Origin of the sequence: Pseudoalteromonas ulvae UL12 (genome assembly GCF_014925405.1) — a bacterium.
In the GTDB taxonomy this organism is placed as follows: domain Bacteria; phylum Pseudomonadota; class Gammaproteobacteria; order Enterobacterales; family Alteromonadaceae; genus Pseudoalteromonas; species Pseudoalteromonas ulvae.
Map to the genome: position 1 here is coordinate 747,642 of NZ_AQHJ01000023.1, position 17,173 is coordinate 764,814.

Annotated in this window: 9 protein-coding genes; 3 read left to right on the forward strand and 6 right to left on the reverse strand. The window is 41.7% G+C overall.

Annotated elements, in window-relative coordinates; genetic code table 11:
- Positions 1-32: 32 nt before the first annotated feature.
- Positions 33-836, reverse strand: a complete 804-nt coding sequence (locus tag PULV_RS06895) for a Rossmann-fold NAD(P)-binding domain-containing protein (RefSeq protein ID WP_086744661.1) — start codon at positions 834-836, stop codon at positions 33-35.
- A gap of 77 nt (positions 837-913) precedes the next feature.
- On the opposite strand from PULV_RS06895, the gene PULV_RS06900 reads away from it, so the two are divergent.
- Complete coding sequence (locus PULV_RS06900) at positions 914-2,941, forward strand: methyl-accepting chemotaxis protein (protein WP_086744662.1); 2,028 nt, start codon at positions 914-916, stop codon at positions 2,939-2,941.
- Positions 2,942-3,136: 195 nt separating this feature from the next.
- Here the strand turns inward: PULV_RS06900 and nagP (PULV_RS06905) are convergent, their stop codons facing one another.
- The 4 genes from nagP (PULV_RS06905) to purL all read right to left on the reverse strand — a co-directional run bounded on the left by nagP (PULV_RS06905) (position 3,137) and on the right by purL (position 13,139).
- A complete protein-coding gene (gene nagP / locus PULV_RS06905; protein ID WP_086744663.1) occupies positions 3,137-4,438 on the reverse strand; it encodes an N-acetylglucosamine MFS transporter NagP in 1,302 nt (433 codons plus the stop codon).
- Between the two features lie 290 nt (positions 4,439-4,728).
- Entirely contained in the window at positions 4,729-6,069 is a 1,341-nt protein-coding gene (gene nagP / locus PULV_RS06910; protein ID WP_086744664.1) for an N-acetylglucosamine MFS transporter NagP, read from the reverse strand.
- Between the two features lie 256 nt (positions 6,070-6,325).
- Positions 6,326-8,974 (reverse strand): family 20 glycosylhydrolase, encoded by a 2,649-nt coding sequence (locus PULV_RS06915; RefSeq protein WP_193331247.1) that lies wholly within the window; start codon positions 8,972-8,974, stop codon positions 6,326-6,328.
- A 280-nt stretch (positions 8,975-9,254) separates the two neighbouring features.
- Positions 9,255-13,139, reverse strand: a complete 3,885-nt coding sequence (gene purL / locus PULV_RS06920) for a phosphoribosylformylglycinamidine synthase (RefSeq protein WP_193331248.1) — start codon at positions 13,137-13,139, stop codon at positions 9,255-9,257.
- Between the two features lie 222 nt (positions 13,140-13,361).
- Between purL and mltF the strand changes: the two genes are divergently transcribed.
- The gene (gene mltF / locus PULV_RS06925; RefSeq protein WP_193331249.1) at positions 13,362-14,783 is read left to right on the forward strand and encodes a membrane-bound lytic murein transglycosylase MltF; all 1,422 of its coding nucleotides are present in this window, start codon (positions 13,362-13,364) and stop codon (positions 14,781-14,783) included.
- Between the two features lie 247 nt (positions 14,784-15,030).
- On the opposite strand, the gene tadA is transcribed toward mltF, so the two are convergent.
- On the reverse strand, positions 15,031-15,540 hold the full coding sequence (gene tadA / locus PULV_RS06930; RefSeq protein ID WP_193331250.1) for a tRNA adenosine(34) deaminase TadA: 510 nt from the start codon (positions 15,538-15,540) through the stop codon (positions 15,031-15,033).
- A gap of 175 nt (positions 15,541-15,715) precedes the next feature.
- Here tadA and PULV_RS06935 point away from each other — a divergent pair, with 175 nt between their 5' ends.
- Complete coding sequence (locus PULV_RS06935; RefSeq protein WP_086744668.1) at positions 15,716-17,020, forward strand: inosine/guanosine kinase; 1,305 nt, start codon at positions 15,716-15,718, stop codon at positions 17,018-17,020.
- Positions 17,021-17,173: the final 153 nt, after the last annotated feature.

Below are 17,173 nucleotides of genomic sequence, written 5' to 3' on the forward strand. Positions count from 1 at the left end.
GTACCAGCACTTCCAATGAAACGCGCATCACTTTAGCAATCAGTCAATGCATCTTTAAGCGTTTGGTAACGGTACGTAAAACCAAGCGCTTCGATTGCTTTTCCATCGATTATTCGCTCAATAATGTCAGTAGACTCAAATCGAGGTGGAGCTGAGGCTAATTGAGCACAAGCATCAGCATAAAACGCCTGTTTAGTTGGATGATCAGGAGTAACTAAATTATAGATAGACTGCGAAAGTTCCCATTTTTCAACCAAGTGCACAATCGCTGCCGATGCGTCGAGCTGATGAATCATATTCACTCGCTCATTGGCACTTGAACTTAGCACTTTACCCGCGACAAACCGGCCAGGGTGACGCTTTGGACCGATTAAGCCAGCTAAACGCACCACTTTGTTTTGCTCGCTTTCAAGTACGCGAGCTTCAGCCTCAAGCAACCACTGTTGCTTTTGTGATTCAATATCAATAGGTAAATACTCTGTCATCACTGTTGAGGTACTTGAATAAACCCCTGTCGATGAACACAATAAAAAGCCTTTCATGTTTAGCGAGGCAGCCAAATCTAGCGCCGATTCTAATACAGTAAAATAATGCCGATCTGCTGTTCTAAAACTTGGTGGAATACAGCAGATCCACACTGCATTTTGCAATGTAATATTATGATCACACAGTCCGTCAGGCGTCACATTAAAATAATTCAGCCCTTGTTCGGCCGCTTTAATTGGATCGCGTACAGTCGCTTCAACCTGGTACTTTTTACTGATAAAATCAGCTCTAAGATGTTGTCCTAACCACCCCGTACCTAGGATGACAACCGATTTCTCATCTTTTTTCATTAACATCCTATTTATACGCTAGTACTCACTTTTTAGATGTGATTATATTACCCCTTCAACAGCTGTAGAGAATAAAAATGTTAAAAAATATATCACTGCGTAATAAAACCTTATTGCTAATTGGTGGCACAATTTCCATCTTACTCATCATTGCATCCGTTTTTCTCATCAACCATATTGCGTACCTTTCTCGTACAGCAATCGAAAAAGAAGCCAGTAGTTACATCTCATCAGAAAAACTCTCGATTGAATCTTTTTTTGCTCAATATGGTCGTGTTGTTGACACCTTTGTTAAAAATCCACATTTAGTCAACTGGTTCAGTGACTGGCAAACTCGTGAAGGGGATTTATCACTATCACCTGGTTACGAAGAAATGAATGCTGATATTGTTCGCATTAGCCAAAATGATGATTATATTTTATCGGCCTTCTTTGCATCAGCACTGACTGGTGAATACTTTAAAGAAAACGAGCGCACCACTGTTTACAACGGCCAACCATATTACGCGTACAAACGTGGTTGGTGGCAAGAAGCAACCAATATTGATCAATTATATGTGGGCCCACTTTCAGTCGATTTAACCACAGGTAATGTGTCAGCCGTGGTACAGCAAACTGTCTATAACCAAAATAGAAAACTGATTGGCGTTGCTGGCGTGGATCTGCAACTCAATAAAATCAGCCAAATGATCGAAGATATCAACTTCCAAAATCAGGGATTTGGTTTTTTACTAGATAACCAGCAAAAAGTAGTGCACTTGTCCAAAAAGACCGGACACAAGCTTTGCATCACAGATGAATGTAGCCGAGGAAAAGAAGGCCTCGATGCCCTTGAAACTCAGTTCTCTGATACACAAGGCTTCAAAGCATTAAATCAACTTATGCGCCAAATGAAATCAGGCGCCAGCACAGTGCAATTTAAAGGACAACATTACTACGTTGCCTATCAACGTTTACAACTCGAAAAGCCCGTGCTTGATTGGTATGTTGGTTTGCTGATCCCAATGAGCTTAATTGAAGCGCCAGTCAATGATGCGGTATGGACAACCAGTCTAACGGTTGCTGGTATTTTAGTGATCATCATGGTTATGATTGTGATCGCTAGCCAAATGATTACCAAACCTATGCTAACGCTTACCCGCACAATGCAAGATATTGCATCAGGTGAAGGCGACCTTACCAAACAAATCAATATCGATAGCAAAGATGAAGTCGGTCAACTGGCTGCGCATATGAACACCTTTATTAATAAGTTACGCGCCCTGTTGCTGACAACTGCGGAGCAAGCAGTTCAAGTCGCTGAAGCATCCGCGCACTTAAATCGTGTATCAAACGCAACTAACCGCGAAATCCAACAAGAAAAACAACAAGTTGATAGCGTAAGTGCAGCCGTCACTGAGATGGCTGCGACTGTTATGGAAATATCACAAAATGCCCAACAGACAAATAAAGCGGCCGAGTCAGTGCAAAAGCTCACATCAAAAGGCACGGATATTTCCAACTCAGCCCAGTTAACAATGACTTCTTTATCCGCCCATATTTCAGAAGCCTCGTCAGTTGTCGCTGGGCTAGAGCAAGAATCTGGCAATATTGGCGCGGTAGTCGATGTGATTAACTCCATTGCAGAACAAACAAACCTTCTGGCACTTAACGCGGCAATTGAAGCTGCAAGAGCTGGAGAGCAAGGACGAGGGTTTGCAGTCGTTGCTGATGAAGTAAGAACGCTTGCCAGCCGTACGCAAGAATCTACCGAAAATATCCGCAACATGATCTCTCGTTTACAACAGATTGCCCAACAAGCATCAACCATGATGCAACAAGGTAAAGAACAAGCTGAAGGCTCGGTTACGCAAACTCAAAATGTACTCGATGCACTTAAAGAAATTGCAGACTCTGTCCTGTTAGTAGAAGATCAAAGTCATCAAATAGCGACTGCTACCGAGCAGCAGACAATGGTTGCTGAAGACATTAATTCCAGCCTCACTTCAATCAACCAGTTAGTCAACAACACCGCGGCGCATGCTAACGAGTTAGCTGATGAAGCCCGTGATTTAAATACGTTATCAGATAATTTAACTAACAGCGTGAGCCAATTTAAGCTCTAACAAACCAAATAGGGGGCGACTTAGCTCCCTCTTGATTTAAATCTTGTCAGGTAAGTATTTCAGTGCCGTGAATGCTAACTCTCTCAACGAAGTGACTTAACATTGAATGACCACTTAACCTCAGACATTAAAAAAGGCCAGTCACTTAGGTGACTGGCCTTTTTAATTGTGAAGCATCAAATCTACGCTTAATGGTTATTTCCAGCTACGCATCTTATGGCCTTTTAAAGCATAGAAAATAATAAATAAGTAACTTGGGATCATCAAACTATAAGCGCCCTGTGCACCTAAGCCCGCCATATTGCCCAAACCAATTAATAAAGGCCCCAACGCACCACCTGCAATACCCATAATCAGTAAACCTGACGCAGTGCCAGTCAAACGACCTAACCCTTGTAACGCTAACGGCCAAATTGCAGGCCACACCATTGCATTTGCAAAACCTAATAAAGCAATACACACAAGTGGATCAGGCAATTGCGGTCCACCAAATGGCACTAAAAGAATATTTGAAATCACAAATGATTCATTGCTGCCCATTACAACGGCTATTACGGTAACTATGCCCGCCACTCCTGACATAGTCAGTGCATTTTGCTGAGACATAAAACGAGGAATTAACGCGATACCTATTGCGTAACCGATTAACATACACGCCATGGTATACGAGGTCATCATCGAATAATCTGCAACGCCAATCGCCAATGCGTACGAGCCAATAGTATCGGCAGCAATCACTTCAACAGCAACATACAGCGCAATACCAATCACCCCTAAGACTAAATGTGGATGACTGAGCGTTTCTTTAATTTCACCTTGGCCGTTACTTGCATCATCTTCAAATACTAAATCAGGCAGCGGTGAAAACTTCGCAAATAAAGCAAACACAAAAATTAAACTCGCTATTGCGATGTAAGGTAAAATTAAGCTATTAGCCATGGCATCTTTCTGTTGTTGAGATAACTCACCGCCATCCGCGACAACACCACTCACCACCACAGCTGCAAATATTATAGGCACAATCACACCGGCAAATTTATTGAGCAATCCCATAATACAAACACGTACCGCGGCCGATTGCTCAGATCCCATTTTAACAACATACGGATTCACAGCTGTTTGCAAAATTGTTTGCCCGACACCAATCATTAACTGAGCAAATAAGAATATTTCGATCATTTGCATTTTGGCCGCCGGAATATACATCAAAGCTGACGCCGCCATCACAGTACAACCTATGGCCATACCATTTTTATAACCGACACGCTTAATCAACATTGCTGAAGGAATGCCTGCAATGGTTACTGCAATATAAAATGACGAAATAATAAATGAAGCTTGTAAAGGCGAAAGCTCAAGCATTTGTTGTAAAAAGGGGGTAATCGCGCCATTGAGCCACGTAATACAGCCCAAAATAAAGAACATTGAACCAGCCAATATCATCGGCAATAAAATGCTCTGCTGTTTTTTTTCTTCAAATTCTACGGTTGCTTCCATCTGCTTAATCTTCTTATTGTTGTTGAATTTAATCGCGTTATTTATCTCAATATAGACCACACATCACATGTGAATACTTAATTACCCTGCATACAATTGCAACGTTAAAATAACATATTTAACTATACACCAACAAAAATGACAGCGCTATCATAAAATAAATTAGACTGTTAAGGCTTATACACAAAGCTATAAAATACTAAGAAATTAAAAAGGAAGGCAGATACAAAAATGCCAGTCAAAGGACTGGCATCACACGGGATCATCTCAATGCATTGAGAATTTTTTTGTTATTTCCAACTCTTCATTTTATGGCCTTTTAAGGCATAAAATAAAATAAACAAGTAACAAGGTAACATCACAATGTAACCACCTTGCTGAGCCAGTGCTGCGGCACCCGCTTGACCCACTTGATCAGCAGGAACCGAACTTGCCAAACCAACAAAAAGCGGCCCAAATGCACCACCAGCAATCCCCATTACCAATAATGCTGAACCTGTCGCTGTTAATTTACCTAAACCAGACAGTGCAAGGGGCCAAATTGCAGGCCAAACAATCGCATTAGCTAAACCTAACACCGCAATAAGTAAAAGTGGATCAGGTAATTGTGCACCACCAAATGGCACTAAAAAAGTATTGGCAATTGTGTAAGACTGGTTATCACCGAAGACGATCGCCAGAGTTAAAATCACGCCAAGGACTGCAGAAGACGATAACGCAGTTTGCTGAGAAATCACTCGTGGAATAAGGAAAATACCTAGGATATAACCCAATACCATACAGGCCATGGTATAAGAGGTCATCACGGCATAGTTTTGTACACCGAGCGACAACGCAAAGGCCCCAATGGTGTCACCGGCTATCACTTCAACGGCAACATAAAAGAACAATGCAATCACGCCAAGTGTTAAGCTTGGCACACGAAGCGCCGCCTTAATTAAGCCTGTTTCGTTGACATCACCACCACTTTCTTCTGATTGCAATTCTGGAAGAGGAGATTTCGTCACTGCAAAAGCAAGCACACCGATAAAAATCCCAAGACCAATATAAGGAGTAATAAGGCTGTTAGCCATATCGTCGATTTGTGTCTGAGATAATTCGGTACCCACCAGACCTGAGAAACCACTTAAAATAAGCGCACTAAATACGATTGGGGCAACAACCCCTGCACCTTTATTTAAGATGCCACAAATGCTGACACGCACGGCCGCAGACTCTTCAGGTCCGCATTTAACAATATAAGGATTAACCGCAGTTTGCAGTAACGTTTGGCCTGCTCCCATCACCAATTGCGCCACTAAAAACAAAGCAAACATTTGTGTTTTAGCTGCAGGAATAAATAAGAAACACGCAAACATCATGGTTGCTAACCCTAATGCCATCCCTTTTTTATACCCTACTTTACGAATGATCGCCGACGAGGGGAGCGCAGTAAATGTGACTGCAATATAAAATGAAAAAAGGATCAGCGAGGCTTGAAATGGACTTAATTGTAATACTTGTTTGAGATAAGGCATTAACGAGCCATTCATCCAAGTAACAAAACCAAGTATAAAAAATAATCCAGCAACAATTACCATTGGCAATGCGTTACTTTTTGAGCTTGTTTGAGTATCCACTGTAGCTTCCATAACTTCTTCTTTGATTAACTATTGAGTTTAATACAGCTAGCTCAAAGTTGGGGAAACTCTAAACATCACTGCTTATCTTACGCCACTCGCCAAAAAGGCAGGTAAAACGCTAGCAAATGCTAGGTATATACAAAAATGACAGCGCTATCATAAAACTTTACGTGAAATAACGACATTTTACTAGCTTAAGATGAATAATTATTCGCCAAAAAAAAGAGGCTCAACGCCTCTCTTTATTTCATAAAAGTATAAATACTTAATTTATATACGTTATTCTACTAACAACGTCATCATTTAAACGTGTTCTTAAAGCTATTTTTTGCTGAGGATCAACACTGATCGGATCTGTGTAACTCTGCCAAGATGCTCCGCTATCTAAGCTGTATTCAATTGGTAAATAATCAAATGCTGCATTGGCTTTGAGTTTACCTTGCTCGATAATCCCGCCAGGCACTGGTAAATAAGGTTTTACGCCACCTTTAGCCATTTTTGCTAGCTCTTTCAATGATAATGCAGCAGAGAACTCAGCAAAATCTTGGCTACGCGCAAGCGCATTGGGGGTTTTACTTTCCCAATCAGCTTTATACCAAGCCCGTTCAGCCACAGACAATAATCGAGGGAAAATCATTGCCAATACTTGATCTTCGGTACGGATTGTTTCTGACCACACTTGACCTTGGATCCCTAGAATGTTTTCAGACTTTTCCAGCTCAGGCATTGGCCGCCCAACTAAGGCTTCTAAGTTGTCAATTTTCTCACCTGTGCGTGTGAAATCAGCATTGGCATACACATAATCAGGCATGTAACCAAAGGCTTTTTCTGTATTGGTGGCACGAGTGGCCCAATAATAACCGCGCTCTTCTGGGTGCGCTTCATAAGGATGATCAAAGTACAAATGGGTGCCATGAGACATCACCACTTGATAACCTTCATTGGCTAAACGATAAGCGCGATCAGCCACACCCCACTCCCAAATGTTATCCCAAACATTGGCAGTAAAAACAGGATTAGGCATTTCAGCACGATTAAACGGATTTGTTCTATCGTACATTAAGCCATCTTCCCACGCGCCAGGGGCGATGCCGCGTTTGTGCAACATTTTTGCTATTCGCTGAGTGAAATATGGTTTTAAGTCTGCAACACCAGCAACCCCATTGGTTGGATCATCGAAGACAGCCTGACACGCAGGTGATCCTGTCCACGAACCCGTACCCACCTCATCGCCGCCAAAGTGAAGATTGGTCAAGCGAACTCCTGCTTCACGATACATTTGTTGCAGCTCATAGGTCACTTTGTCGAAAAATTGATAACTCGAATCCATACAGACATTCACTGAGTTATCTTTATAAAGCTGAACCGTTTCATACACTGAAGTATCGGCTGGATCACTTAATAAATATGCAGTAGCTGCTGATGATTGCAAAACTGCCCCTTCAGCGTCTTCAGCACTGGTTTTAATTGCGCCAGCGCGTAATGCTTTCTCTTGCTTTAATAGGTTACGATAGCGTGCTTCCATTGCCTTAATTGATGCACGCGCATGCCCTGGGCCTTCAATTTCTGGAATAATATTCACATGACGAGCTGCGGCAAATTTTAATAACTCAACAAATTCCGCACGTGTTAAATAGCCATTACCAGATCCTGATTTATGAGGACCAGTCCCCAGCTGAGTTAATAAACAATTATTTTCAGACAAATCAAAACAACGATAAGCACCAATCTCTGTCAACTCAGGTAAACCGGGGATTTCGAGACGCCAACCTTCATCTTCAGAAAAATGCCAATGTAGCTTATTCAATTTGTAGCGCGCCATTTGCTCTACCAGCTTGAACATGGCGTCTTTACCATGATAGTTACGGGCATTATCATAATGCATACCACGCCAATCGAAGCGTGGGCTATCTTGAATTTCAACTCGAGGTAAAGTGAGTGTTTCACTCGCATCTGCAGGAATAAGCGCTAACAAACTTTGCATGCCGTAAAAGGCACCTGCGTTGTCGCTTCCAACTATTGTAATGCTGTTTTTATCGACTTCTAGGCGATAACTTTCACTTTTACCTTTATTGACTTTGCCATCCACTTTGACATTAATGACAGCAGAATCTCCCACTGAAATATGGTCAGGTTGAGCTTTCAGTGTCAATTGATGGTTTTTGGTTAAGTCTTCAACAAATACGGCAACTTCTGAAGTGAGCCGACCTGCAAAACGGATTTGCCAACTGTTATTCACGGTTACTTCACCACGATTAAAGTCAACATTTTGTGGCATTGGAATAATACGCTTAAGCGCAGCTTGTTGTGACACTGTGTATTTTTTATTAGCTAAATTAGCCTGATAGCGATTGGCCGCATCGGCAATGACAGATAAATCTTTTGGCTCATTAAATTTCTTTAGTTGATTTTCTCTGACAAACGGCGCTACAAACGCTTTCATATCTTCAGTATCGGTATTGGCAAAAACCGCAGGAGTATTCTCGCCAGACACCATAAATGCACGCGGCATAAAATCAGTGTAAGAAACAATATAGGCACCGGCTTCATAATTGAAACTGAAACGCTCACCTTTAGCTAAGCCGTTAAATTTTTTAGTAGCAATGATACGGTGTAAATCACCATTAACATGCTCAACTTTTAAACCCGGATTGTCTACGGAAGTAATTTTACGAATGGAGTGGACATAGATTTGCCAATCCCCCTCACCTTTGGCCAATGCGACATTTGAATTATTTGCTAAGCTAATTTGCCCAATGAAACCACCGTCTTTGTTATGAAAGTTATCAACAACGGCAAATTGAAATTGAGTATTTTGGGTAAAATCTTGTAACGCTTGCTGACTTAATTGACCTTGAGCCATCAAGGGCGATGAGATAAATAAGCTCGCTATAATGCTTTTTTTTAAGCGCATTAAGGCCTCCAGTAAGTAAATTGTGAACATGACTACTGCCACAATATAGATGATATTTAATCCTAACTATTGAAGTCACTATAAACAAATCAAAATGACAGCGCTATCTTTTGGCGATAAATAAAAACTGATTTTTTTCTGAATAATGAGGATACATAACTTCTAACTAATTATTTAATAAGTCTTTATTAAATAATCACTAAAGTGTTTTTCTCTTAGTTAAATTCACGGCATAAAAAAACCAGCCGTATTAAGGCTGGTTTTTATCTACTTGGTCTGATTAGCCAATGTGTTTACGTGCGTTTCTGAACATACGCATCCAAGGGCTATCCTCACGCCACTCATCTGGGTGCCAAGAGTTTGCAACCGTACGGAATACACGCTCAGGGTGTGGCATCATCACTGTTGCGCGACCATCTAAGCTTGTAATACCGGTAATACCTTCAGGTGAACCATTTGGATTGTTCGGATATTGAGTTGTTGGGTTACCGTAGTTATCTACAAATTTGACAGCCACAGTGCCAGTTGAGATAGCCGACTGTAACGCACCAGCATTCGCAAACTCAGCATGACCTTCACCATGTGATACAGCGATTGGCATACGCGAACCAGCCATACCCGAGAAGAAGACTGACGGGCTTTGTTGAACTTCAACTAAGCTAAAACGTGCTTCAAAACGCTCTGACTTATTGGTAACAAAACGTGGCCAATGCTCAGTGCCAGGAATTAACTCTTTTAGAGTTGAAAGCATCTGACAACCATTACACACACCTAAACTGAATGTATCTTGACGTTCAAAGAATGTTTGGAACTGTTCACGTGCCATCTCATTAAATAAGATAGATTTAGCCCAACCTTCACCTGCGCCTAATACATCCCCGTAAGAGAAGCCACCACAAGCAACGAGGCCTTTAAACTCTTCAAGGGATAAACGACCTTCTAAAATGTCACTCATGTGTACATCGACTGCAGCAAATCCTGCACGATTAAACGCAGCCGCCATTTCAACATGAGAGTTAACACCTTGTTCACGCAGAATGGCCATTCTTGGAGCTGCGCCTTTTAGAATGTAAGGTGCTGCCACATCTTCGTTTAAATCGAAACTTAACTGAGTATTTAAGCCCGGATCGTTAACATCAAATTTGGCATCAAATTCTTGTTGCGCACCTTCAGGGTTATCACGCAAGCTTTGCATTTGATAAGTTGTTTCGGCCCAAATCGTACGTAACTCAACACGACTATTTTCAAGTACTGTATTCCCATTACGCATAAATGAGACGTTATCAGTGTTGTTTAATGCGCCGATTTCATGAGTAACAGACGCTAAACCATGCGCAGCGAAAACTTCAAGCACTTGAGCTTTATCGCTATTGCGAACTTGAATCACACCGCCTAACTCTTCGTTAAATAGCACTTCAAGATCAGAACCCACTAATCCATCAAGGTTCACTGTTACGCCCACGCGACCAGCAAACGCCATTTCAGCCACAGTAGTGAATAAACCACCATCAGAACGATCGTGATACGCAAGTAACTTGCTATCAGCTACCAATGCTTGCATCGCATTGTAATACCCTTTTAAGAACTCTGGGTTATCAACATCTGGGGTTTGATCGCCTAACTGCTTGTAAACTTGCGCAAGGCTTGAAGCACCTAAACGGTTTTGACCTGCACCTAAATCGATAAGCAGTAAACTTGTTTCACCTTTATCTGTTCGTAGTTCAGGAGTGACGGTTTTACGCACATCTTCAACACGACCAAAAGCAGTAATAATCAATGAAAGAGGCGCAGTGACAGCTTTCGCTTCGCCGTTTTCGTCCCATTGAGTTTTCATCGACATCGAATCTTTGCCCACTGGAATGGTTAAACCAAGCGCAGGACACAACTCTTCACCTACCGCTTTTACAGCTTCGTAAAGACCCGCATCTTCGCCAGGGTGACCTGCTGCGGCCATCCAGTTAGCAGAAAGCTTTATGTTTTCTAATCCACCAATGTTGGTACCAGCAATATTGGTTAATGATTCAGCCACCGCTAGACGAGCCGAAGCGCCGTAGTTAAGTAAAGCGGCTGGCGTACGCTCGCCCAGTGACATCGCTTCACCGTGATACGTATCAAATGCAGCAGCGGTTACTGCACAATCAGCAACAGGGACCTGCCAAGGACCAACCATTTGATCACGAGCCACTAAACCAGTCACTGTGCGGTCACCAATGGTGATTAAGAAGGTTTTTTCTGCAATCGCTGGTAAGCGTAGTAAGCGTTTAGCTGCTTCATCTAAATCAATGTTGCTGACATTTAACGCTTCGCCTTTTGCTTGTAAAGACGTCACTTCACGATGCATTTTTGGCGCTTTACCAAGCAATACTTCTAGAGGTAAATCCACAGGGTTATTGTCAAAGTGGTTATCAGATACAGTCAGGTGTAATTCTTCAGTTGCTTCACCAATTACGGCATATTGTGCACGTTCGCGCTTACAGATTTCTTCAAAGCGAGCAAAATCTTCAGCAGCAACAGCCATCACGTAACGTTCTTGTGATTCATTACACCAAATTTCATGTGGTGCCATGCCAGGCTCATCGTTTGGTACATTACGTAATTCGAATTTACCACCACGACCGCCATCACTGACTAATTCTGGGAATGCATTTGAAATACCGCCCGCACCCACATCATGAATAAACGCAATTGGATTGGCATCACCAAGCTGCCAACACTTATCGATCACTTCTTGACAGCGACGTTCCATTTCTGGGTTTTCGCGCTGCACTGAAGCAAAATCTAAATCTTCATTTGATTGACCTGAAGTCATTGAAGAGGCTGCACCGCCACCTAAACCAATGTTCATCGCAGGGCCGCCAAGTACAATCAACTTAGCGCCAACTGGAATTTCACCTTTTTGTACATGGTCAGTACGGATATTCCCTAAACCACCGGCAAGCATAATCGGCTTGTGGTAACCACGCACCTCTACACCATTGTGGCTGTTAACTTGTTCTTCGTAAGTACGGAAATAACCTAATAAGTTAGGACGACCAAACTCATTGTTAAACGCCGCGCCACCTAATGGGCCTTCAACCATAATATCTAATGCGTTAACAATGCGCGCAGGTTTTCCAAAATCAGTTTCCCAAGGTTGCTCATAACCTGGGATACGTAAATTAGATACGGTAAAACCAACTAAACCCGCTTTTGGTTTTGAGCCGCGCCCTGTTGCGCCTTCATCACGAATTTCACCACCTGACCCTGTCGAGGCACCTGAAAAAGGCGCAATCGCTGTTGGGTGGTTGTGAGTTTCAACCTTCATCAATATTTCGATGTTTTCTGGGTGATAAGCATATTCACCGGCAACATTAGGGAAGAAACGACCTGCAAACGATCCTTTCATTACTGCCGCGTTATCTTTATAAGCAGATAATACGTTTTCAGGATGTGTTTCGAAGGTATTTTTAATCATTTTGAATAGCGACTTCGGCTGTTCAATACCATCAATTGTCCAATCTGCATTGAATATTTTGTGACGACAATGCTCAGAATTTGCCTGTGCAAACATGAATAATTCGATGTCGTTCGGGTTACGACCTAATTTCTGGAAATTTTCAACGAGATAATCAATCTCATCATCAGCTAAAGCAAAACCTTGTTCGATATTCGCAGCGGCTAATGCCTCGCGACCACCACCTAAAATATCAACTGATGACATAGGGCGCGGTTCATCAACTTTAAATAGCTGCGCTGCTGCATCAAGCTCTGCATGCGTTGCTTCAGTCATACGGTCATGAAGAAGTTTAGCGACATCGTTTACTTGCTCGGGAGTTAAATCCCCTTCAACATAATAGGCTACGCCACGCTCAATACGATGTACCTGGCTTAGGCCACAGTTTTTCGCGATATCAGTTGCTTTTGATGCCCACGGAGAAATTGTACCTGGACGCGGCGTCACTAAAATAAGTGTGCCCGCTGGCTCGTGCTCGATAACGGTCGGGCCATAGGTAAGCAGTTTTTTTAACTTATCCAGTTCAGCATCGCTAAGTTGTGCTGTTAAATTAGCAAAATGCATAAATTCAGCGTAAACATTCGTTACCGCTAAATTGGCATCAGCACAACGTTTTAAGATTTTTTGAACTCTAAAATCAGACAGTGCGGGTGCACCACGTAAGATCAACATAGGTATTTTCATCCGGGGTTAGGGATTGAACGATATATCAATAAAGGCGACATTATAGTGGAAATAAAACTTGGTTTTAACTGCAAATTCAAAAATTCGCCAAATTAAACCCCAAAAGCTGCGAAAACAAATACAGCTCAGACCAGAAAATTCAAGCATTGCCTTTGAATGTTAAGTGACCTACCAACAATCTTCTGTTATAAAAGAAAAACATACCGAGTAATGTGGGTCACTATGCGTTTCATTGTTTTGCTATTGAGTTTGGTTGTATTAATTTCTTGCTCGAAACAAGAGACACCCACACAACTGCAAAAAATCAATCAACAGAACAAAATTCGTATTGGATTCTTAGTAGGCCAAAGCACTTATTACTTAAGCGGCGATGGTGAAGAAGGGTTTGAGTATGAGCTGGCCGCTGCATTTGCTGATTTTTTGGGCGTTGAATTGGAGGTTGTGCCATTTTTCAGCTTAAGTGATTTATTCCCTCGCCTTAATAACAACAATATCGATATTGTCGCCTCTGGTTTAACTATCAATAAAAACCGCTTAGAGTCTTTTCGTTTTGCTCCAGAATATCGCTCTATCAGTCAAAAGTTAGTATTTAAACAAGGCAACGTTAGACCTCGAAACTTTGCTCAAATTAAAGGTAACCTAACCGTATTAGCCAAAAGCAGCCATGTTGATAGCTTACGTAAAGCGCAATTGCGCTTCAATGACTTAACTTGGCTTGAAACCGATGAAATGGATGAAGCTGAACTATTACAACAAGTGATAGATGGTGAAGTCGATTACACCATCGCCGATTCAAACACATTGGCATTGTTTCGACGCTATCACCCAGAGCTCAGTATTGGCTTTTCAGTTACTCGCAGTGACCCAGTCGCTTGGATGCTCAAAAAAGATAATGATGACTCTCTTTACGCTTTATTAGTTGAGTTCTTCGGTGAGGCGCAACAAACAGGGCTTATTCACGAACTCGAAGAAAAATACTTTGGCCATGTTCGCCAATTCAATTACATCAACACACTCTCTTTTATTAATTCAGTCAAAACGACTCTACCTAAATATCAACCATGGTTTGAAGAGTATGCGTTGGACCTTGATTGGCGCTTGCTGGCTGCGCTCAGTTATCAAGAATCCATGTGGGATCCCAAAGCAAAGTCACCTACAGGGGTGCGTGGGATTATGATGCTAACTCGACCTACAGCAAAACATGTGGGGGTGACAAACCGTTTAGAACCCGAACAAAACATCAAGGGAGGCGCAATCTACTTAAGCCGTTTACTGTCACGTATTCCCGATAGAATTCCCAGCCCTGATAATCTTTGGTTTGCTTTAGCGGCCTACAATGTAGGCTGGGGACATGTCAATGATGCGCGGATCCTGACACAAAAGGACGGTGCAGACGCTGATAAATGGGCTGAGGTGAAAAAACGTTTGCCGCTGCTGATTAAAAAGCGCTACTATCGCACCACTAAGTATGGTTATGCTCGCGGAGATGTGGCCGTAACCTATGTTGACAATATTCGTCGCTATTATGATACTTTGGTGTGGTTAGATGAAAATGCGTCGACTGAAGAAACACTCCAAATTGACGACGATCAATCACAGCAATTTTCAGACCCTATTACATTAGAGAAATAAACTCAGACTAGGATTCGCTATTTTTTAATAGCCTATATTTTATAAAGTGATACTCGTTTCTCCCCTCTCACTTTTGGAGAATAAATTTGAAAAGAAGAACACCCAGAATAAAAAAAAGAGCAATTAATTCTTGCTCAACTCGAAGAAGAATCATGTTGAAAAATTTACACCGAAAAATCAGCATGCGTCGTCGATTATTTGCATTAATGAACCTTGAACCAATTAATTCAGATCCAATCACAGAAGCCTAAATAGGCTTCTGTGGCACTTTCTTTTGCTCTTGCCTTAATGCTTTAATTTCTTTTCTTCTACGTTTAAAAAAAGCCGATAACTTATCACCACATTCCTGTGCCAACACTCCTGAAGTCACCTCTATTTGATGATTAAACTGCGGGTGCTGAACTAAATTGATTACTGAATTTACAGCGCCAGTCTTAGCATCATCCGCACCATACACTAAACGCTTTATTCGGCTATGCACCAATAAGCCTGCACACATAGAGCAAGGTTCTAACGTGACATAGAGGGTGCAATCCAGCATTCGATAGTTTTCTAAGTATTGTCCCGCCTGACGAATAGCGAGCATTTCTGCATGCGCTGATGGATCATGGGTGCAAATAGAGCGATTCCAACCTTGTGCAATAATTTCATTATCTCGCACAACAAGGGCTCCAACCGGGATCTCCCCCTCAGCCTCTGCTTTATCAGCAAGCATTAGCGCTTGCGCCATCCAATATTCATCTGAATACTCAATCATAACCACCTCATTCCTTACTCACACTGATTATACAGCAAGCAAAAGCCTAAAAATAATCTAGTATTAGCAACTAATAGGGATTATCTCGATAATTTTTCTTAAGCCATAGCCGTAAGGGGCTTATTTACGCTATAATTCGCCGCTTTTTGTTTTAGCTAATCAATGTAGATAAATCATGAAATTTCCAGGTCGCCGTAGGCACAAACATTATTTTCCGGTGGAGGCGAAAGATCCTCTCACTAACCAACTTCAGCAAGATAATAAACTGAAGAACAACTATATCGTTGGTATTGATCAGATTGTGGTGGATATCGAAGCAAAAGTTGAAAATTCCTTCCTTGCTCAATTTGGCCTACAACGTGGAATGTCGCAGGTAATCGACGACGAAACAACTCACGCTCTCTACGATCACCTGAAACAAAATAAAATGGTCGATTACGAGTTTGCAGGCGGTACTATTGGCAATACCATGCACAATTATTCTGTGCTAGCCGATGATCGCTCAGTCTTATTAGGGGTGATGAGTGAAAATATTAAAATCGGTAGTTACGCTTACCGATTTCTGAGTAATACATCGAGCCGAGTTGATTTAGAATACTTGCAACCTGTCGATGGACCAATTGGTCGATGCTTTACCTTAATTGATGAAACCGGTGAGCGAACCTTTGCCATCAGTGCAGGCTTGATGAATAAACTACGCCCAGAATCAATATCTGAACAATTAATAACACACTCATCAGCACTAGTTATAAGCGCGTATTTAATGCGTACGCAAGCTGATGACACAATGACTCAGGCAACATTAAAAGCGGTTGAATACGCTAACAAAGCGAATGTGCCTGTCGTTTTGACATTAGGGACTAAGTTTTTAATCGAACAAGATCCGGCATGGTGGCAAGAGTTTGTTAAAAATCATGTTGATATTTTAGCGATGAATGAAGAAGAAGGCCTAGCGATAACCGGTTTCGAGGATCCATTACTCGCCACTGAAAAAGCACTTGATTGGGTCGATCTGGTTATTTGTACTGCTGGTGAAAAAGGAATGTTCTTAGGCGGTTACATCGATGAGAAATGGAAACGCCTTACAACTCATACTTTAATGCCTGGTGCGATCCCTGACTTTAATAAATATGAATATTCAAGGGGTATGAGATTCAAAGATTGTGAGCAACCTCTAAAAATATATTCACATACTGCGCCGTACATGGGTGGGCCTGATAGCATCAAAAACACCAATGGAGCAGGTGATGCAGCCCTTGCTGCTGTATTACACGATCTAAGTGCAAATGTTTACCATCAAATCAATGTGCCAAACTCGAGTAAACATCAACTCAATGCCCTTACCTATTCATCACTTTCACAAATTAGTAAGTATGCTAATCGTGTAAGTTATGAAGTACTCGTCCAGCACTCTCCAAGGTTAACCAAAGGCTTACCTGAACGAGAAGACAGCTTACAACAAGCATACTGGGAACAGTAAACGACGATAAAACACTGTAAAAACCTGATTTCATATCAGGTTTTTTATGTCTATAAAATTTATAAATAATTGTTCAAGCAGCAACGATGCAACACCTAATAACACATGCAAAGCACTATCAGAGTAAACAATATAAATATAGATAAAAGCGAT